This window comes from Acinetobacter sp. ANC 4805, from assembly GCF_022549495.1.
GTDB lineage: Bacteria > Pseudomonadota > Gammaproteobacteria > Pseudomonadales > Moraxellaceae > Acinetobacter.
This window is the reverse complement of the sequence record NZ_JAKZGD010000001.1, coordinates 56,553-77,423: the sequence shown is the minus strand read 5'-3', so window position 1 is coordinate 77,423 and position 20,871 is coordinate 56,553. Positions and strand designations below refer to the sequence as shown.

18 protein-coding genes are annotated in these 20,871 nt (G+C 39.1%); 14 read left to right on the top strand and 4 right to left on the bottom strand.

The window, feature by feature from the left end; translation table 11 throughout:
• Nucleotides 1-191: 191 nt before the first annotated feature.
• Nucleotides 192-1,394: a nicotinate phosphoribosyltransferase gene (pncB, locus tag MMP60_RS00345; RefSeq protein WP_241334469.1), complete on the bottom strand. Its 1,203-nt coding sequence runs from the start codon at nucleotides 1,392-1,394 to the stop codon at nucleotides 192-194.
• A gap of 151 nt (nucleotides 1,395-1,545) precedes the next feature.
• Here pncB and dtd point away from each other — a divergent pair, with 151 nt between their 5' ends.
• The gene (dtd, locus tag MMP60_RS00340; RefSeq protein ID WP_241334468.1) at nucleotides 1,546-1,986 is read left to right on the top strand and encodes a D-aminoacyl-tRNA deacylase; all 441 of its coding nucleotides are present in this window, start codon (nucleotides 1,546-1,548) and stop codon (nucleotides 1,984-1,986) included.
• A 50-nt stretch (nucleotides 1,987-2,036) separates the two neighbouring features.
• Here dtd and MMP60_RS00335 read toward each other — a convergent pair whose 3' ends face one another.
• From MMP60_RS00335 to serB, 3 genes are all read right to left on the bottom strand, one after another.
• Complete coding sequence (locus MMP60_RS00335) at nucleotides 2,037-2,516, bottom strand: hypothetical protein (RefSeq protein ID WP_018678719.1); 480 nt, start codon at nucleotides 2,514-2,516, stop codon at nucleotides 2,037-2,039.
• Between the two features lie 148 nt (nucleotides 2,517-2,664).
• The gene (gene aciT / locus MMP60_RS00330; RefSeq protein ID WP_241334467.1) at nucleotides 2,665-3,000 is read right to left on the bottom strand and encodes a ciprofloxacin tolerance protein AciT; all 336 of its coding nucleotides are present in this window, start codon (nucleotides 2,998-3,000) and stop codon (nucleotides 2,665-2,667) included.
• Nucleotides 3,001-3,404: 404 nt separating this feature from the next.
• Nucleotides 3,405-4,625 carry a phosphoserine phosphatase SerB gene (gene serB, locus MMP60_RS00325; RefSeq protein ID WP_241334466.1) on the bottom strand — a complete coding sequence of 407 codons (1,221 nt, stop codon included), beginning with the start codon at nucleotides 4,623-4,625 and terminating at the stop codon, nucleotides 3,405-3,407.
• A 68-nt stretch (nucleotides 4,626-4,693) separates the two neighbouring features.
• Here serB and MMP60_RS00320 point away from each other — a divergent pair, with 68 nt between their 5' ends.
• The 13 genes from MMP60_RS00320 to MMP60_RS00260 all read left to right on the top strand — a co-directional run bounded on the left by MMP60_RS00320 (nucleotide 4,694) and on the right by MMP60_RS00260 (nucleotide 20,764).
• Nucleotides 4,694-5,986, top strand: a complete 1,293-nt coding sequence (locus tag MMP60_RS00320) for a hypothetical protein (RefSeq protein WP_241334465.1) — start codon at nucleotides 4,694-4,696, stop codon at nucleotides 5,984-5,986.
• Between the two features lie 211 nt (nucleotides 5,987-6,197).
• Nucleotides 6,198-7,319, top strand: a complete 1,122-nt coding sequence (gene ribBA / locus MMP60_RS00315) for a bifunctional 3,4-dihydroxy-2-butanone-4-phosphate synthase/GTP cyclohydrolase II (protein WP_241334464.1) — start codon at nucleotides 6,198-6,200, stop codon at nucleotides 7,317-7,319.
• Between the two features lie 11 nt (nucleotides 7,320-7,330).
• Nucleotides 7,331-7,801 (top strand): 6,7-dimethyl-8-ribityllumazine synthase, encoded by a 471-nt coding sequence (ribE, locus tag MMP60_RS00310; RefSeq protein WP_018678724.1) that lies wholly within the window; start codon nucleotides 7,331-7,333, stop codon nucleotides 7,799-7,801.
• Nucleotides 7,802-7,804: 3 nt separating this feature from the next.
• Nucleotides 7,805-8,254 (top strand): transcription antitermination factor NusB, encoded by a 450-nt coding sequence (gene nusB / locus MMP60_RS00305; RefSeq protein WP_018678725.1) that lies wholly within the window; start codon nucleotides 7,805-7,807, stop codon nucleotides 8,252-8,254.
• Nucleotides 8,255-8,269: 15 nt separating this feature from the next.
• Nucleotides 8,270-9,187, top strand: coding sequence for a thiamine-phosphate kinase (gene thiL / locus MMP60_RS00300; RefSeq protein ID WP_241334463.1), 918 nt, complete (start codon nucleotides 8,270-8,272; stop codon nucleotides 9,185-9,187).
• Nucleotides 9,165-9,680: a phosphatidylglycerophosphatase A gene (locus MMP60_RS00295; protein ID WP_241334462.1), complete on the top strand. Its 516-nt coding sequence runs from the start codon at nucleotides 9,165-9,167 to the stop codon at nucleotides 9,678-9,680. The genes thiL and MMP60_RS00295 overlap by 23 nt, the downstream gene beginning before the upstream one ends.
• A gap of 27 nt (nucleotides 9,681-9,707) precedes the next feature.
• Nucleotides 9,708-11,072, top strand: coding sequence for a bifunctional UDP-N-acetylglucosamine diphosphorylase/glucosamine-1-phosphate N-acetyltransferase GlmU (glmU, locus tag MMP60_RS00290; protein ID WP_241334461.1), 1,365 nt, complete (start codon nucleotides 9,708-9,710; stop codon nucleotides 11,070-11,072).
• A 12-nt stretch (nucleotides 11,073-11,084) separates the two neighbouring features.
• Nucleotides 11,085-12,923 (top strand): glutamine--fructose-6-phosphate transaminase (isomerizing), encoded by a 1,839-nt coding sequence (glmS, locus tag MMP60_RS00285; protein WP_241334460.1) that lies wholly within the window; start codon nucleotides 11,085-11,087, stop codon nucleotides 12,921-12,923.
• Between the two features lie 152 nt (nucleotides 12,924-13,075).
• Nucleotides 13,076-13,909, top strand: a complete 834-nt coding sequence (locus MMP60_RS00280) for a TnsA endonuclease N-terminal domain-containing protein (RefSeq protein WP_241334459.1) — start codon at nucleotides 13,076-13,078, stop codon at nucleotides 13,907-13,909.
• Nucleotides 13,893-15,980, top strand: coding sequence for a Mu transposase C-terminal domain-containing protein (locus MMP60_RS00275; protein ID WP_241334458.1), 2,088 nt, complete (start codon nucleotides 13,893-13,895; stop codon nucleotides 15,978-15,980). Before MMP60_RS00280 ends, MMP60_RS00275 begins: the two co-directional genes overlap by 17 nt.
• Complete coding sequence (locus MMP60_RS00270; RefSeq protein ID WP_241334457.1) at nucleotides 15,981-17,627, top strand: AAA family ATPase; 1,647 nt, start codon at nucleotides 15,981-15,983, stop codon at nucleotides 17,625-17,627.
• 13 nt (nucleotides 17,628-17,640) lie between these two features.
• On the top strand, nucleotides 17,641-19,164 hold the full coding sequence (locus MMP60_RS00265; protein WP_241334456.1) for a TnsD family transposase: 1,524 nt from the start codon (nucleotides 17,641-17,643) through the stop codon (nucleotides 19,162-19,164).
• Nucleotides 19,157-20,764: a Tn7-like element transposition protein TnsE gene (locus MMP60_RS00260; RefSeq protein WP_241334455.1), complete on the top strand. Its 1,608-nt coding sequence runs from the start codon at nucleotides 19,157-19,159 to the stop codon at nucleotides 20,762-20,764. Before MMP60_RS00265 ends, MMP60_RS00260 begins: the two co-directional genes overlap by 8 nt.
• Nucleotides 20,765-20,871 lie beyond the last annotated feature (107 nt).

The following is a 20,871-nucleotide window of genomic DNA, read 5'->3' as shown; positions in this document are numbered from 1 at the left end:
TCGAAACAATTTACTGGTGCGGAGGCGGCATGGATGCCGCCCGTTGAACTGCGGCATCAAGGATGTGCCGTCAGTTCAACACAAGATTTTTGTTACTTTTGATCTTTCAAAAGTAAAGAGTGCTTATACAAATCTCTCATAACGTTTGAGCTATTCCACGACCGTACCAGATTTTGAGTGTGAAAGAATAGCTAGGCTTCTTCAATCTCAAACACCTGTCTTAAATACGCCAAGAAAGTCTCATTATCGGTCATAGTCTTGCCTGAACTATCCGAAATCTTTGCCACTGACTGACCATTACACTCCACCAATTTCAACACAATATTCAATGGCGTCTGTCCCATATCATTGGTTAGATTCGTCCCGATACCAAAACTCACTTGGAAACGATCTTTAAAATATTGATGTAATAACCATGCTTTTTCTAAATTCAAACCATCACTAAAAGTCAGCATCTTGGTTTTGGTATCAATCTTTAATTTACGATAGTGTGCATAGGCTTTATCGCCCCATTCGTACGGATCACCACTATCATGGCGTAAGCCATCAAACAGTTTGGCAAAATACAAATCAAAATCACGTAAGAAGGCATCTATTCCCACCACATCAGTCAAGGCAATGCCTAAATCCCCCCGATATTCTTGTACCCAAGCTTCTAGCGCTGCCTTTTGAAAATTACGCAATCGCACATCCAAAGCCTGAAAAGCTTGCAAAAACTCATGTGCCATTGTACCGATTGGGCTGATGCCTAATTCTTTGGCGAGTAGGACATTACTGGTTCCACGAAATACCTTGGGTGCAGCGGCATGAAATGCCTTTACCACATGTTTCTGCCATTCAAAGCTATAACGACGACGAGTACCAAAATCTGAAACTAAAAATGGTGGTTCATTATCTAGTTGTTCTTGCGAATATTTTTCTAATTGCATCAATTTCTGCTGCAAACGATGCTCGCCTTCTGCCAATACATCATCGCTACGGATACGGCGGAAATACAATTCATTGACGATCGCCAACACAAAAATCTCAAACATCATCGCTTGAACCATCGGTCCTTCGATACGAATGTCCAAACGACCTGCCTGATCAATATTGGCTTGAATAAATCGACGTTTAAGCTGAAATAATTCTAAATAATCAACAAAATCACTTTTGATAAAACGTAAAGAACGGAGATATTGCAATTCATCTTCAGCAAAACGTAATTCACAGAGTAAATCAAGCTGATGATTCAAATCTTCTAGAATCTCAACTAAAGGATAAACCGTATCTTCTAGGTTTCGACAACGAAATAAATACACGCTATGTGTCTGTGGAAATTGATGCAGCACCACTTGTAACATCGTGAATTTATAGAGGTCAGTGTCCAATAAAGATCGAATAATGGCAGACATAGCGGATGGTTATAACCAATTCTTTTGCATGATAATTGTTGTTATACAATCAAATTAGGCTTGTTGAATAGTAGACTTTTGCTGCGCAACTCATTTTTATAGCGCACCTCTGCTAAACTTACCCACTTCATTTTTCTGTTTTTTCAATCTTATGCGTGCATTAATTCAACGAGTTCTCGAAGCAAAAGTGGTGGTTGAGGGTCAAACCACGGGGGAGATTCAACACGGCTTACTGGTCTTTTTAGGTCTAGGCAAAGAAGATACGCTAGAGAAAGGGCAAAAACTGATTGATAAAATTTTAAAATATCGAATTTTCGATGATGAACAAGGCAAAATGGGCTGGAATGTCAGTCAAGCCAAAGGTGGACTATTATTGGTTTCGCAATTTACCTTGATGGCTCAGACTCAAAAAGGCTTACGCCCCGACTTTGGACCTGCAATGCCGCCAGCCGAAGCGAAAGCAGTGTATGAACAATTGGTTGAATATGCACAACAGCAGTTTGAAAATGTCCAAACAGGTATTTTTGCTGCTGATATGAAAGTCCATTTGATCAATGATGGGCCTGTGACGTTTAACTTAGAAATCGAATAGTACTAAGCAATAAAAAAACTCCCATTCAGGGAGTTTTCTTTCAGGTTGGTTTATTTACCTGTTTTTTGTTTGATAAATGCGCGTGCTTGACGGATTTTTTCTTTTACTGGCTTTGGCACTTTTGGTGGAATCAATTTCGCTGCTTGGTTGAACCAAACCAACAAGCTAAAATCGCCTTCCATTTTAATGCTACCATCTTGCATGCCTGTCATGAATGCCGTTGGATCACCTTTCACTAAAGTTTTCACACCTTGCTCACTTGAAGCAAATTGCAAAATAAAATCAGCTTTTTCAGGACTACCCGCAACGGTATCAATCTTGCCACGGTTGACAATAATCTGACGTGCCAAGCCTAAATCTGTACCAATTTGAATACGGAATTCACGGTCATGAACCAATTCAATAAACTTTGGGCTAGTACGTGCCAATTGCTTCATACGTAACGCCAAACCTGCCACTAACAAATCAAGTGGATCAGTGCTTAGATCAACGATCGGTAACTTAACTACAGGTAGAGAAGAAAGCTTCATGACATTTATGCCCACAGTATAATGATGAAAATTAAGACAACCGTATCCTAGCACAATTGTAGATCAGTCTGTAAAAGCTTTGTTGCAGAAAATGAATACAAAAAAGGCATGCTTAGCATGCCTCTTTGGTTGTCCAAATTATTATAAATTATCGGCTAGAACATTGTTGCTGATCATCCTTGTAGACTGGTGTGTGTTCAATATATTGACGCTTTTCCAATCGTCTCCTAGTTTGTTGATCTTCGCGTAAAAGAATGAATGTAACCGTGACCATCGCAAGGCTTAGTGCTGTCAGATAACTATAGGCAACTGACATTTCGAACATGGTTTGCATACCAAAGCGCACCACTTCTAACAGTCCCCAACTCAGCATACCTGCTAGCATAAAACCTAACCAACGACGATACGGAGAAAAGAAAACAGCAATAACTGCGACAGCGATTAAGCCAAATCCAACCCACATGGTGAAATTCGCTGCTTCCATAGAAACCTCCGTCTTTAAAAGGTGGTTTGGATCATGCCCAAACCTCATATTTGTTCTGTAATCTCTAAACAGTATTTGGTGTTGCATTAACGTCTTTAAGCATTATGGAGGGTTTTTTATAGAAAAAAAGAGTCTGAAATTAACCATACGACACAAGATGTCGCAATATGCTTTTGTCATTACATTTTTTAAAATTACAAAATCTATGAATGTCTATATGGCATCAATTACTGCGTGTCATTACAAAAAAATATCGGGCTTTTTCAGCATTAAAAAACTTTTTTCAGAATTTCTTTATTGTTGTTTTTCTATACATTTAGACATAAATATGACGAATTAATGACGAGTCTAAAATCAATAAAGCCGCTTAGACAGCGGCTTTATTTAAGGGAAACCGTGCGGTTTTAAGCACGATTCAAATCTTTATCGTGCATACCTAATAAGTACAAGACACCATCTAAACCAACGCTTGAAATCGCTTGATTGGCATTTTGGCGAACCAAGGGTTTAGCACGGAATGCAACACCAAGCCCTGCGATAGCAAGCATAGGTAAGTCATTAGCACCATCACCTACAGCCATCGCCTGCTCTAGTGAAATTCCCATTTTATCTGCCAATTGACGCAATAATTCAGCTTTACGTGCGCCATCAACGATTGCGCCTTTGACTTCACCTGTCACCAAGCCATCTTGAACATCTAGAATATTGGCATGGACTTCATCAATCCCCAATTTTGCTTGTAAATACTCTGCAAAATACTGGAAACCGCCTGATAAAATTGCGGTTTTATATCCCAACGCTTTAAGCGTTGAAATTAAACGCTCAGCCCCTTCCGTAATCGTCAGACGTTCCGCAATTTTCGGTAATACAGAAGCATCTAAACCTTTTAACAACGCCACACGGGCACGAAAACTTTGTTGGAAATCAAGCTCACCCAACATAGCACGTTCAGTAATCTCTGCGACCTGTTCACCAACACCTGCCTCTAGCGCCAATTCATCAATCACTTCTTGTTCAATCAGGGTTGAATCCATATCGAAACAAACCAAACGGCGATTACGGCGATAAGCATTGTCTTCTTGCACTGCCACATCAATATTCAGTTCACCTGACAGACTCAAGCATGCCGCACGCATCGCTTGCGCATCAAGCATTTGCCCACTTAAACCAAACTGAACGCAGGCACGGCGTGGGAAATGAGCATCTGTTGCTAATTCTAAGCGTCCAGATAAACGTGTCACGGTTTCAATATTAAAACCTTGGCTAGACACAATTTTTGTGACCGCTTGCAAATGTTCAGCGGTGAGCTCTGGTGCAAGTGCCGTTACGATATAGCGAGTTCGTCCACCTTCACTCACCCATTGATCATATTCTGCGTTAGAGATTGGTTTAAATCGCACAGTTAAGCCAATATCATGTGCTAAAATCAAAATCTCTTTCATTGCCAATGCCGTTGCAGTCTCATTATCCGAAGCAACAACAATTCCCAAAGTAAGTTGATTATGGATAACAGCCTGACCCACATCGAGTATTTGCAAAGAATGCACGGAAAGTACCTGCATTAATCGAGTAAACTGATTCGGTTGATCTGGTCCTAAAAAGGATATAAGAATGATTTCACGCATGAATTGACTCGTGTTTGAGCGACAACTATTGTATGTAAGAATCATAACATAACCCAACCTAAATCTATTTGCCTTGGAAGTTTAACTTGAATGCGCCTCGCCAAGGGCTATTTGCTAGCCTACTGATCGTAAGTTTTGCATTGCATACCTTTTTATTGGTGATTGCAACGACACATCAACTCAATGAAAATCGCGCCAGCCAAGGACAACTGATGACCAGTCAGTTAGTGGCGGATACTATTTCAGAGTTGGAACCTGCTAATACCGTCTCATTGGCATTGGTTGCCAATCGCTATGCAACCAATCCGAGTATTGCTTCAATTCGTATTTTAGATGCCAATAAACAAGTCCTTGCGACCAGTGGTATGGCAAAGACACGTCAAGGTGAGGTCTTTGTCCGTGATGCGTTACAAAATGAGAAGAAAGTTGGAACGGTTGAAATTACGCTCATCCAACCGAGTATTGGTGAAATCTTACGCACGCAATGGCTGGCGATTTTGGCATCTTTATTTATTCATGGGTTGATTTGGTTAGCGTACCGTGCCATTGCTCGACCAACACGTAGTGAATATTTAGCTCGTATTAACCAAGAAAATCATCTCAAGCATGAGATTCAACGTTTAACTCAGGCACTTGCACTCGAAAAACAAAATACCGTGACCTTGGTTGCACAAGCGCAACAACAAGCAAAAGCACAACCAAAATCACGAATTGAAAAAAGTTCAACAGATCAAGCTCAGCTCGATCATCAAACCGTAGCACTCAACATTCAGTTTTACGATCCAAAGCAACTCTTGAGCAGTGTCAATCAGTCGGTTTCTGTGCCTTACTTTAAACTCTGCCAATTGTTCTTAGATAAAAGCATTGATCTCTGCGCTAAACATTATCAGCTCGATGTCACACAAATTCGTGTCGTCCAAGAGTTCAATGCTGAGGGTGCAACCTTATCAGCGACCTCAGAACACGCCCATGCCTTAGAATGTCTGATGATGGTTGGTGCTGTTTTCCAATTATTAGCGGATGTCCTCTATAAACGTTATCGTGAAGATAAACGCTTTGCGCTACAAACACGTGGTGCGGTTGCCAGTGCTGTAGATGCTATGCAGTTAGATGCAATTGAAGCGGCTAAACGCTTAACACAGCATTTACATGCTAAAGAAGCAGCATTGCATCTTAATCATGAGCAGTTGAAAACAGTTCAAAACAGTTATGAGTTGGTCATCATGCCAAATCCAAGCAACATTATGACTCGTCATGCCTTTATGATTAATGGTATGAATGAGCAGTGCGCAACTTTAGCTCAAGATCTTCGCACTGAAATTCTAATGGGCAAAAAAGTAAAAGCTTCGACTGAATCCTAGGCTAATCGGCTAGATTGGCTCTAATTTAAAATGCAACGCTCCCTTACAAGGCTATAAATGCCCCTCAGGACAAAGCGTTGCTTTATTATTTGCTCTGTTCACTTTTTTTAATTGATAAAGAAGCACAGGCGAAATTTATTAAAATACGGTAAACTACACCAGATTTATCGAATACTAGTGCCCTAAAAGGCAGCATAAAAGGTGAAAGCGAATGCCGCTGAGTCGTGTTGAAGAGCTTGTCGCAGATATTCGTGCAGGCAAAATGGTCATCCTAATGGATGATGAAGATCGTGAAAATGAAGGTGACTTAGTCATCGCTGCAACGCATGTTCGCCCTGAAGATATTAACTTCATGATTACACATGCACGTGGTTTGGTTTGCCTAACACTGAGTCGTGAGCGTTGTAAACAGCTCAACCTACCCTTGATGGTTGATCAAAACGGCGCACAACATGCCACTAACTTCACGCTCTCGATTGAGGCAGCAGAAGGGATCAGTACAGGTATTTCCGCAGCTGAGCGTGCGCATACGATTCGTACGGCTGTGGCGGCACATGCAAAACCAAGCGACATTGTACAACCTGGGCATATTTTCCCATTAATGGCTCAACCAGGTGGTGTACTCCATCGTGCAGGTCATACCGAAGCAGGTTGTGATCTCACACGTTTAGCGGGTCTTGAGCCTGCTTCAGTGATTTGTGAAATTATTAATGAAGACGGTACAATGGCACGCCGTCCAGACTTAGAAGTTTTTGCAGAAAAACATGGTCTGAAAATTGGTACAATTGCGGATCTGATTCACTATCGTATGACCAATGAACAAACTGTTGAGCGTTTGTCTCAAGAGACGATTCAAACCGAATATGGTGAATTTGATTTATACAAATACCGTGAAATCGGTAATCCAGATATTCATTTAGCTTTAGTGAAAGGCGAGCCAAAACAAGGCATCACCACTGTTCGTGTGCATGGCTTCAACCCTGTTCGTGACTTATTAAAACTAAATAAAGCCGATGGTTCAGCTGCTTGGAATTTAGACCTTGCAATGAAAACGATTGCTGCAAGTGAACGTGGTGTTTTAGTTTGGATCGGTCAGGATCATTTAGAAGATTTAGGGCATGCCTTGGATCAGTTAAATCAACCGAAACCACTAAAATCAAATGCAGCATTGTCACATCAGTATCAAACGATTGGTGTCGGCGCACAGATTTTACGTGATCTAGGTGTTGAAAAAATGAAGTTGTTGAGTTCTCCACTTCGTTTCAATGCTTTGTCAGGTTTCCATTTAGAGGTAGTGGAATACATCACTGCCGATCAAATCACAGCAAAATAATCGAGGTTGCTATGGCAATTCGCCGAATTGAAGGTTTATTACATCTCGCAAGCGAAGGTCGTTATGCGATCTTAGTAGGACGTTTCAACAGTTTCGTGGTTGAACATTTACTTGAAGGTGCGATCGATACTTTAAAACGTCATGGCGTTTCAGAAGAAGCGATTACTGTTATTCATGCACCTGGTGCATGGGAACTTCCTATCGTTGCAAAAAAATTAGCGGCTTCAAATCAGTTTGATGCCATCATTGCCTTAGGTGCAGTGATTCGTGGTAGCACACCACATTTTGACTTTGTTGCAGGTGAATGTGCCAAAGGCTTAGGTGTGGTTGCACTTGACAGCACTATGCCTGTCATCAATGGTGTCTTAACAACTGACAGCATTGAACAAGCAATCGAACGTTCAGGTACGAAAGCAGGCAATAAAGGTAGCGAAGCTGCATTGACTGCAATCGAAATGGTTAACTTATTAAAGGCAATTTAAAGCATGTCGCAAACACTTCAGGCCGCTTATGCAGCGAAACGCAAAGCACGTCGTTTTGCTGTACAAGGTATTTATGAATGGCAAATGAGTCGTAACCCTGTACATGAAATTGAAGCACGCACGCGTGTAGAAAATGCAATGCACAAAGTTGACCTTAACTATTACCATGAATTGCTCACTCAAGTGGTTGCTCAACATGAAGCTTTAGATGAGTTACTCATCCCTGTACTTGATCGTGAGTTAACTGCACTTGACGGTGTAGAACTTGCAACCTTACGACTTGGTGCTTATGAATTACGAGATCATCTCGAAGTTCCATACCGTGTTGTACTTGATGAAGCAATTGAGCTAGCAAAACACTTTGGTGGTGCAGACAGTCATAAATACATCAATGGTGTATTAGATCGTCTATCATCAAAGCTTCGTGAAGCTGAAAAACAACAAGCAAAATAATAGGCTTGATGTACGATGGCTGAGTTCTCCATTATTGATCGCTACTTTAAATGCACATCCAATACAGATGTAAGTTTAGGCATTGGTGATGACTCAGCCGTAGTCACCCCTCCTCTGACACAGCAGTTGGTCATCTGCACAGATACCTTAGTTGCTGGTCGCCATTTTCCTTTAGATACCTCTGCCCATGCCATTGGCTGGAAAAGTGTGGCTGTCAATCTCTCTGACCTTGCTGCAATGGGTGCAAAACCACATAGTATTTTACTCGCGCTCAGTCTCCCTACCGTTGATCATGACTGGTTAGCTGGATTTAGTCAGGGACTATTTGCTTGCTGTGATCAATTTGGCGTCGCCTTAATCGGTGGCGATACCACTCAAAGTACTCAATTAACCATCACTGTTACTGCATTAGGTTGGATTGAACAGGGCCAAGCGATTACACGAGCAAGTGCTCAAGTTGGCGATCATATTTGTGTGAGTGGGCAAGTCGGTGATGCCGCCTTTGGATTACAACATTTAGGGCATCCTTTACAACAGCGTCTAGATTATCCAACCCCACGTTGCCAGTTAGGACAACAACTCAAGGGTTTGGCATCAAGTATGATTGATGTTTCAGATGGACTTGCACAAGATTTAGGACATATTCTCAAAGCCTCAAATGTGGGTGCAAAATTATCCCTCGATCAACTTCCGATAGATTCATCACTAAAAGAATTAGATTTGAGACAAGCTTGGCATTATGCTCTCGCAGGTGGTGATGATTACGAATTATGTTTTACAATATCACCGCAAAATTTTGAAAAACTCTCGCGACAACAATTAGATGTTCCGCTTACAATAATCGGCAAAATTACCCAACAAACTGGATTGTTATTTGAGTATATGGGTGAGAATTACCCACTACAAATTCATGGATACCAACATTTTGCATAAACCTCCCATTCACTTCAAACAGATGACTTGGTTCAATCGCTGCATCGTTTTCTGCGGTGTTGGATTTGGTTCTGGTCTAAGCCCTAAAGCACCGGGAACATTTGGATCAGCCTTTGCATTATTATTTACACCATTATGGTTATATCTCGGTTTTAATCTGAGCGTTTTCGCAATCACGATTATGTCCCTCATCGGTATATACATTTGTGGACATACCGCCAAAGTGATTGATGTACACGATGATGGACGCATCGTTTGGGACGAATTTGCAGGACAATCAATTACGCTATTGCCCTTGCTCTACGTACAGCAATTAAACTGGTTATGGGTCATTGTCGGTTTCATTTTTTTCCGTATATTCGACATCTGGAAGCCATTTCCAATTAGTTGGGCAGACCAAAAAGTTTCTGGCGGTCTAGGGATTATGCTTGATGACATCATCGCAGGTCTTTGGGCAGCACTCTGTATTTTTATTCTTCATTTTTATTTTTGACTTAAGCCATTGATATTAGGGTAAGTTATGTCAGCAACTGTTATTATTCTTGCAGCAGGGAAAGGAACGCGAATGCGTTCACAGCTACCAAAAGTATTACAACCACTTGCAGGTCGCCCACTCTTGGGGCATGTCATTCAAACTGCAAAAAAACTCCATGCTCAAAATATTATTACCATCTATGGGCATGGTGGTGACCTTGTTAAACAAAGCTTCGCCGCAGAACAAATTGAGTGGGTTGAACAAGCAGAACAACTAGGAACAGGTCATGCTGTTCAAATGACTTTACCTGTTTTACCCCAAGATGGAATTTCTTTGATTCTGTATGGGGATGTGCCACTCGTTCGCCAAAGCACCCTTGAACAGCTACTCGAAGCCTCTAGCCAATCTGGTATTGGTATGATTACACTTAATGTTGAAAATCCAACAGGCTATGGTCGTATCGTTCGTCAAGCTGGCAAGATTCAAGCCATTGTTGAACATAAAGATGCCAATGACGAACAACGTCAAATTCAAGAAATTAATACGGGTATTTACTGTGTCAGTAATGCCCAATTACACCGATGGTTGCCAAAACTGTCTAATAACAATGTTCAGGGTGAATACTACCTGACCGATATTGTTGCTATGGCCGTTGCCGATGGCTTAGAAATTGCTTCAATTCAACCTGAGCTTGCATTTGAAGTTGAAGGTGTGAATGACCGCCTACAACTTGCAACGTTGGAGCGTCAGTTCCAACAACAGCAAGCCAAAGAATTGATGCAACAAGGCGTACATTTAATTGATCCAAATCGCTTTGATTTACGTGGCAGCCTTAAATGTGGGCAAGACGTACAAATTGATGTCAATGTCATCATTGAAGGTGACTGTGAACTCGGTGACAACGTTCAGCTTGGTGCAGGCTGTATTTTAAAGAATACGCGAATTGCCGCAGGCACTAAAGTTCAAGCTTATAGCGTATTTGAAAATGCAATTGTGGGTGAAAATACCCAAATCGGTCCTTTTGCACGCTTACGTCCAGGTGCAAACTTGGCGGATGATGTGCATATTGGCAACTTCGTTGAAGTTAAAAATACTAATATGGGACAGGGTTCAAAAGCCAATCACTTCACTTATCTAGGTGATGCAGATATTGGTGCGAATTGTAATATTGGGGCAGGCACGATTACCTGTAATTATGATGGTGCAAACAAACATCGCACTATTATTGAAGATAATGTGTTTATCGGAACCAATAACTCATTGGTTGCACCGATCAAAATTGGTCAAGGTGCAACAACAGGCGCAGGCTCAACCTTAACTCGAAATGTGGCTGAGCATAGTTTAGCTGTCGAACGCTCTAAACAGTTTGAGAAAGCAAATTATCAACGTCCCCAAAAGCTGAAAAAATAAGAGGATATAATTATGTGTGGTATTGTTGGTGGTGTTGCTGAACGTTCTGTAACCGACATCCTCATTGAAGGATTAAAACGTCTCGAATATCGTGGTTATGATTCTGCAGGTTTGGCATTACTGAATGATCAAAAAATCTTGCGTGAGCGCCGCGTAGGTAAAGTTGCAAATCTAGCTGAAGCTGTATCAGAACAAAACTTGATGGGCAATGTGGGTATTGCACACACCCGTTGGGCAACCCATGGTAAACCAACCGAAAATAATGCGCATCCTCACGTTTCAGGTAATGTTGCGGTTGTGCATAACGGTATTATTGAAAACTACCAAGAACTCAAAGATGAATTACAAGCTTTAGGCTATGTCTTCACTTCACAGACAGACACCGAAGTGGTTGCACATCTTGTCAACGATGCTCTAAAACAAACTGATAGTTTGCTTGAAGCAGTCCAAACTGTTGTTCCTCGTCTAAAAGGTGCATTTGCGCTTGGTATTGTGCATACAGCACATCCTGATGAACTGATCACCGTTCGCGAAGGTTCACCATTGGTGATTGGTGTTGGAATCGGTGAGAATTTTATTAGTTCAGATCAGTTGGCTTTATTACCTGTCACGAATCGCTTCGTCTATTTAGAAGAAGGTGATATTGCCCGTCTGACACGTAATAGCATCGAAATTTTTGTAAATGGTGCGCGTGTAGAGCGTCCGATCAAAGAACTTGATGCAACGGTTAGTAATGTGTCTAAAGGTGAATATAAACATTTCATGCTCAAAGAGATTTATGAGCAACCTGAGGCCATTCAACAAACGATTTCTCAAGCCCTAAATGGCAATAGCTTACGTGAAGATTTTCTACAATACGCAACTACTGATTTTGCCAAAATTCAAACCATTCAAATTATTGCCTGTGGTACTAGTTATCATGCTGGCATGATTGCAAAATACTGGTTCGAACAACTGATTGGCGTGCCTTGCCAAGTTGAGATTGCCAGTGAATTTCGCTATCGCAGCCCAGTGATTGTTGCAAATACGCTTTATATCTGTATTTCACAATCAGGTGAAACAGCTGATACTTTAGCTGCCCTCCGTGAAACACAGAAACGAGCTAAAGCTCAGAACCTCGACATTAGCACCATGACCATTTGTAACGTTGCCACTTCATCAATGGTACGCGAAACAGATCATCATTTGCTTACGCTTGCAGGTCCAGAAATTGGAGTTGCTTCGACCAAAGCATTTACCACGCAACTTGCGGCATTAATGCTATTGATCTTGAAAATTGGTCAGGTTAAACAACGCCTTGCAGATACTCAACTCACCAAAATTATTGAAGAATTATGGCACTGCCCTAAAGTCATTTTAAATACACTACAAGGCAATGCTGAAATTCTGCGTTTATCCGCACTTTTCGTTGAGAAAAACCACTGCCTATTCTTAGGTCGTGGTACGCATTTCCCAATTGCCTTAGAAGGCGCATTGAAACTGAAAGAAATTTCATATATTCATGCGGAAGGTTATGCTGCTGGTGAGCTTAAACATGGCCCACTTGCACTCGTTGATAATGACATGCCTGTCGTGATCTTAGCGCCGAATGATGAAATGCTCGACAAGTTAAAATCGAACATGGAAGAAGTTCAAGCTCGTGGTGGTGAACTCTTTGTTTTTGCTGATGAAAACAGTGGAATTCATGGTAAAGACCGCCAACACGTTGTACATATTCCATCAGTCAATGAATGGTTAGCACCAATTGTTTATAGTATTCCTGTGCAATTGCTGTCGTATCATGTTGCGGTATTACGTGGAACAGATGTCGATCAGCCACGTAACCTTGCCAAGAGTGTAACGGTAGAGTAATTACAAAATAAGAAAGGAGGGTTAGTGTATGAGAGTAATAAAGTTTCATACTAAGTAATAAAGTCTCATACTGAGTAATAAAGTGTAATACTGAATTGCTCAAAAAATCCACACAAGTTATGCTCTAAACAGCATGATGTGTGGATTTTTTTATGGCTAACTTTAAGAACACACAAAATCATGAACTCAAAATTCAAAAATGGATTAAAGAAGGACGAGGACAGGGTTTTGGAAATAACTATAAGCCTTGGCTCACAATTCGAGATGTGAGTTCAGAAGGTCGATCTCATCGAGTTTTTGGTCATAAAAGCCAAAGAACTCATCACCTTCTCTCTGATCTAGAACTGTCGACTTTTTTATTGCTAGAATGGCATTCAACAACTATCGATATTCGAGAACAGTATCCCTTAGACCTCGAACAAACTCTAGAAATTGCAAAAACAATTGGAATTCCTCACCCTAGATTTGGGAAACACTATCAAATCATGACAAGCGATTTTTTAGTGGATACACATAATTCAATAACACCTAAATTTGTACTCCAAGTTAAGTATTCAAATGCTCTCAATGACCCACGCACAATAGAAAAAATAGAAATTGAACGACAATATTGGAAACAGAAAAACATACCTTTTTTTATTTTTACCGAGCACCAAGTTCCTAAAACTGTCAGCCAGAACATTCAATGGTTGTACAGTTCAATAAATACCATGGAACTGAGTGAACAAGATACGTTAGATAAACTTAACTTTTATTCAGATATTTTCATTAAACATAAATCTAGAAAGATTAATGAATTAGCGAGAACCATTGATCAAAAATATCATTTTGAGTTAGGACAATCGTTAAGAGAAATTAGAGACTTGCTGGCTCAAAGGTATTTCATATTTGATCTTAATATTTCTTTTAAGGATTTGAATACAGATCATATTCGATTGGGCGAACTTAATATTTGGAATGAGATGCTTCATGCTGAAAATCAATGAAGTATTAAGTTTTGAAAGCTCTTTTTATAGGATTTTAACTATCCTATCATACTCTGTGATTTGGATTCGTCTTGACCTTGAAAATGCTTTTCCCATTGAAGTTAGTAGAACAGAAATCTTAAAAGGTTTAGAAGATGGCAATATTGAAAGAGCAATAGATCCACATGAGTCACTTGCGCTCATTCAGCCTGAGAAGGAATCAATACAAGAAATAAAACGTGACCAGAATTATGCCCTTATTTACCCTCTGATCTCTCATGAATTATTTTATATTCCAGCGCAAAGAGGAAAAATAATTAGTGAAATCATGGATCAACATGAAGCCACTAAACAAACTATTTATCGCTTAGCTCGCAGATATTGGCAAAGAGGACAAACTCCTAATGCATTACTTCCTGATTACAGAAATAGTGGAGCTAAAGGTAAAAAAAGAATAGCTAAAGATAAAAAATTAGGTCGACCTCGTATCTATAATAGTGAACAAGGCATTAATGTTAATGAAGACATTGAAAAGCTTTTCTATCGAACCATTAAGTTATTCTTTTTAAAAGACAATAAACACTCACTTCCATTTGTATATCGAAAATTTCAAACCACATATAAAAATCTCTATCCCGATACAGCCGAATCAGATATTCCAACAATATGGCAGTTTAAGTATTACTACGAAAAAGAATTCAAAAAAATTCAAAGCATAAAAGCTCGTATTGGTACATCCAACTACCGAAAGGACTATCGTCCTTTGCAATCAACATCTAACACTCAAGCCTTAGGCCCTGGTGCACGTTATGAAATTGATGCCACGATCGCTGATATTTATCTTGTTTCAAATTCAAATCCAAAAAGTATCGTTGGTAGACCCACCATTTACTTTGTGATTGACGTCTTCAGTAGATTAATCGCAGGCTTTTATATAGGTTTTGAATCACCTTCATATTTAGCTGCAATACAAGCATTGAATATAGCGATGACCGATAAGGTTCAATATTGTGCTGAGTATGGGATCTCAATTCAGCCAGAGGATTGGCCAGCTGTTGGTCTACCTGATGCTTTACTCGCGGATCGAGGAGAACTACTCGGTTATCAAATAGAAGCTTTAGAAAAAACTTTCGCTGTAAGACTCGAAAATGCGCCAGCTCGACGTGGTGATGCTAAAGGCATCGTGGAACAAGCTTTCAATACATATCAGGCTTATTTTAAAAAAGAAGGTAAGGGAAAAGGTGTTGTTGAAGGCTCCACTGTAAAAAAGACTGGTGGTAATGATTACCGTCAAGATGCCACATTAAATATTCACCAATTTAATGAAATCATTCTTGCCTGCATCATCTCGCATAATCAATTTCATGTGCTAAAGACGTATGATCGTGAGCCAGACATGCCTAATGACTTACCAACCATTCCCTTACATTTATGGAATTGGGGTATTCAAAACAGAACAGGAAAATTGAGAAGTGTTCCAGAGGAAGCTCTCAGAATCGCATTATTGCCACGTACTAAAATCACAATATCAGACTTAGGCATCAAAGCATTTGGTCTTTACTACCTAGCGAAAGAAGTACTTGATCTCGGTTGGTTACATCGTAAAACAGGAAGTTCTCGTCCTCAAAACCTTGAAGCTGCATATGATCCTTACTCATTGAATAAAATTTATATTTTTCAAAGAGATAATAGTCTTGAATATTGGGTAGGGTCTCTCTCCGATCGATCGAGAGAATTTCTGGATAGTACTTTGTGGGAAATCAAAGAAAGGCAAAAAGCCCAAAAAGCACACCTTGTACAGCACGAACTAGAGGCTTCAAAAAAACGAAGAGAGCTTGAAGCTTTTATCAGTGAGAAACTTAAAACTAAGCATCCGAAGACTCCTATTAAACCATCTCAACGAATCGCTGAAATAACTGAAAATAAAGCAAAAGAAAAAAATAGTGAACGCAAAGCTAAGGTAATACAGCAAGAAATAGTCCATACAAACATTATTCCAATGCCTAAACTGAAAACCTCAATTAAGCCTCAAGATGCTGAAGCAGTTCATTATCCAGACTTAACAGACGAATTATTTGGTGAGGATGATTAAATGACTTTGCCATTAAATTTTATTCAAGCACGTTACACACCTAGTTTTGGTGAATATAAAGACAATCCATTTATTGAAGCTCTTCCACCAATCATGCAAGAAATTGCAAATATCAAAGCTAATCTGATTGGTAAAGTGGACTTTAACCCTGAAGATATTCTGAGATCTAAGAACGAAAGAATTCATCTTTCATCTCAACTTCTTCATCAGTTTTTTCAACCCATTACTCGACATATTTCATTAGAACAAAAAATTGCAATATTAATTCGTAAAGGCTATGTCGGGCGCAATATTGCTGATGGAAAATTGCACCAGCATTTGCAAAATGGTTATGAGCGTATTATGTCGGGAGACATTAATGCCTTTCGTTTTAATGCACCAAAATCTACAGCTTTAAGCTATTCACTTATCGGTTGTTCAGGCAGTGGTAAAAGCACAACGTTACAACGCATTCTGAACCTTTATCCTCAAGTGATTTATCATGAAAAATACAACTTTACTCAACTCGTTTATCTCAAAATAGACTGCCCTCATGATGGCTCATTGAAAAATCTATGTTTGCATTTCTTTAAGGCGATTGATGTTGCATTAGGAACAGATTTTGAAAGAAAAGTAGCCTTAAAAAGATTAGGAATCGAAGCCCTACTCAACTATATGCGTCAAATTACCAACACCTACGCTATTGGTGTTCTCGTCATTGATGAAATCCAACACCTGAGTGTTAAAAATTCAGGTGGTGCTGAAAAAATGCTGAACTTCTTTGTCACCTTAATCAATGTTGTAGGTTTACCAGTGGTTATGGTCGGCACACCTAAAGCTAAGTTTATATTTGATGGTGATTTGCGTTCAGCGCGTCGTGGGGCTGGTTTCGGAGCTGTTATATGGGAACCTATGAAGAACAATCCCCCATTATCAAATACCACGACTAGAACAGAATGGATTGCTTTCACCAATGCCCTGTGGAAATACCAATGGCTAACCCAAAAGGAACAACTGAGTGATGAAATTCGAGACTGTTGGTATGAACTCTCTCAAGGCATACTGGATATAGTCGTCAAACTTTTTGTTTTGGCTCAATGCCGAGCGATCATGACAGGACTAGAAAGAATAACGCCTGGTTTGCTTAGACAAGTCTATGAGGATGAACTTAAATTTGTCCATCCAATGATAGAAGCGCTTAAGTCTGGGGATCCTAATCGCATTGCACTTTATTCTGACTTAACTATTCCGTATGTGGACAAAACCTTACTTCTACTTCAGAAAAAAATAGAAGAAGAACAAGAAAAAGTTGAACAATATAATGGAAATGTACATGCACAAAGATTGCATAATCTACTAATTGCCACTGGATATCCAGAATCTAAAGTAATTTCTGTAATCAAAAAAGCCTTTGTCGATTTCCCTCATCTCAATATGCAAGAGCTCATGCCTATCGTTTCGAATTGGATCACTGAAGTTGAGGCGAATAAAGAAACAAAACCAGAAAAAATGAATCTCAGAAAAATAAAACAAAGTGAATGGATAAGCTTACCGTCAGATGATTTAAGGTTTAAGTTTTCTCAAAAGCAAAAATCCCAAAATTTTTATGACGTTCTTCAATCAAGTGAGTTGATTTTTGATTCTCAAACTTGGGTGCAATCAATGTAATAGTGGAATTAGCATGTTGAATTTTCCTACACCATATCCCAATGAATTAATTTATAGCACGATAGCTAGAGCTGGAATTCATCATGCTATTACAAGCCCTAAGCAATTACTTGAAGAAGTATTTGCTAATCGTAAGGTTATTGCCACGATTGATTTACCTAGCCATCTCATATGCCTGTTAACGCATTTATCACCGAACTACGCACTTGAAAAGATTGTTTATGAACATACACTTTTTCCAATCCACGCTCTATTTTCTCCTGAAAATACACGGTTAAAATGCCTTCACTGGATGGGGAGTCAATCAAAAGGTTCTATCCATTTAGCATTAGGAGTTGCGGCATCCAAAGTTAAGCAAATAACAACGCATCGCTATTGTCACCATTGCTTAGAAGAACAATATAACCAATATGGAGAATTTTTTTGGTCAAGACTTTGGTACATTCAAGGTGCAAATTGCTGTAGCAAACATAAAGTTAAATTGTCAGAATTTTTACCACCAGCCCATTTGAATGGACGACATCAATTTATTCCTGCAAGTTTTATCCTGGATCGCAAGCAACCTCATAACCCTGCTCATGAATTAGATCTAATCGTGAGTAGGCGTGTTGATGAGCTGTTAAACCTTCCTCCAACAACATCACCTACCTTTCATCAATGGAGTCAATTCTATCAGCGTACTGCAAAACGATTAGGTTTCAACAGAGGTTTTAAACACATTGATCATTCAAAAATTCATGTAGCAGTTATAAAAACATGGGATTTAAAATGGTTACAGCAACATCACCTAGATGAACTGGAGTCTGAAACATGTTGGCTTAGAGCTATTTTTAGAAAGCATCGTAAGTCATTCAGTTATCTTGAACATATTATTGTCTTAGAGACGTTTTTACCTAAAGGCTGGACATGGGTAGCCATTCTGGGTGAAATTCATCAATTACCTGCTAAGCACTCTAATACTGATACACCTAGTGAAAGAACTAAGTGCAAAGACATATTGATGCTCAAAGAAAAACGTAATGAATGGATGTCTTTGATTAAAGATTTTGGAATAAAACCTTCTAGAGCCAAAAATGCTGCTTTATATGCATGGCTTTATCGCAATGATAAAACTTGGTTACTCACAAAAAATAAAAGCTTTCACGCTTTGCCCGCAAGTATTCCAAAGAAAGTAGATTGGCCCCTTAGGGATTGGCACATGGTGATGCGATTATTCAAAATATTCTATCAATCATTAGACGATTTGAGTTTACCTAGGCAATCTAGAAACTGGTATCTAAGACAACTATCACAACACTCCACCGTAGAAAAAAACCTATATCAATTACCCTTAACACATAAATTTCTGAACACTTTTTCAGAGGACATTAGTAGTTATCAAATCAGAAGAATCACTCGAACGATTATTCAATTTAAAAAAATGAATCAACATCCAGTTAATTGGCAATTATTACGACATTCAGGATTAAGTGAAGAACGATTAACAGATGAAGCACTCAAATTCCTAAATCAAATGAAAAGGATGAACCATGGCTAAGATAAGTCACATCGCTAAGAATATGAAAATAAAAAAGATTGGCTCTTTGTTTAAAAAACATAATTCAGGCAGTTGGGCAATAAATCTAGCTTTGGAGAATGAAAGTAAAGAATCTAAAATGACTTATACGAATTTTTCTAATGCAAAATTATTAAGAAAAAATAGTCACATCAACCCCACTCAAGAATATCCTAAAGGCTATAATTTACGCTTTAAAATTAGTTCAACACAAGATTGGCTATCCTCTGTCAATAATTCAAACTTACCTAAAGGAAAGTTTATAGAGCATTATTTCTTGTTTGATGCTGTTCGAGTCGATCAGTTTGGGCAGCCAATGTTCGAAACAATCAAAGTTCGACTTCCACAATTTGAACTTGCTCGATCGCTCTTTTTCTATACTCCATATCTTGCAAGATCAGCGGTATCAGAAAATAGTTTAAGTATCGATTTCGATATTGTTTCAAATCCTGATCACTATCTCATCAATATTTTGCCAGCCTGCTCATATCCAATTTCTCATTTTAACGATTCAGGCATACGACGGATCTTATCTTGGATTCTTCTTGATCCTGATATTCGACAATCTTTTGAAAGTATTAGTCAATTTTGTACGCAATATGGCTATGACTTTGACCAATACCGAATATGGAGCTTTAGTTTTAATCCACCTCAACTCAATGGAGTAATCTTTGATGCATATGGCTATTACAAAGCTGAAACTTCAGAATTTTTTGTAAATGAAATATCTGGTTTTCAAATCATCTCAAGCAATATTTCCAAAGATGTTGAGTTTTATAGCGATAAATTTGTAGAGTCTAAATCAGGTGGTAAAGGTGAAAATTCATCAGGAACTAAAAATGATGGAAAAGAGTCCACCATTAAAGATGATGAGGAAGGCAATAGCGATGATGTTCAAATCATTGATGTTGTACCGACACACTTCGACTTTCTAGAAGCCATTGAAACAAGGAAAACTTCTAAAAAAACTAGACATAGAAACCATGGTACAAAAGATAAAGACTTACCATCTAGCAATGCTACATCAGAAGTTAGCACCAATGAGCCTATTTCTGAGGGTACTATCCCCTCCGCTGAATTTAATGGTGCAGAAGATGAGACTGAAGACCTTCACCTGTATCTTGACCGTTTCTCAGCATTTCAACAGATGATTGATTTATTTTGCAAAGAAAACTCTATCACGAATTTTAGCTTTCAATTACACAAGCTGCCTAACATTCAAGGTCACTCCAAACACATAAAAACTGATGGTAATCCTAGATGTGTGGCCGAAGTTAGTTTCCAATTCAATGGTCAAAATATTGTGATCTTAGAGGTTGATACTTCTGACAACAAGAAACCCCTTTCCACTCGTGTTTTATCGCTTATTAAAGATTCAAATCAATGGAATCAAGCTGATCGTGCCAAAGTACTTGAGCTTGTTGTCACTCAATGCCTACGTTGGCCAAAAGGAATTTTCAAAAAAATTTGCTTTAAAAATAGTACATTAAATCACCCTAGGATGAATTCAAAGAATCAGGAAATATCCGAACAAGAATTAAAAGGATGGATGGATCGTTTAACAAATATCATTCTAAATTAGATTTCCCATGAATCAAGAACAGTTTAAAAATTTAAGATTTCCAAATAAGATGGCTCATAATCCCATCTGGTATTAAAGCTATATAAGTTTTTCAGGCTATCTTTTCT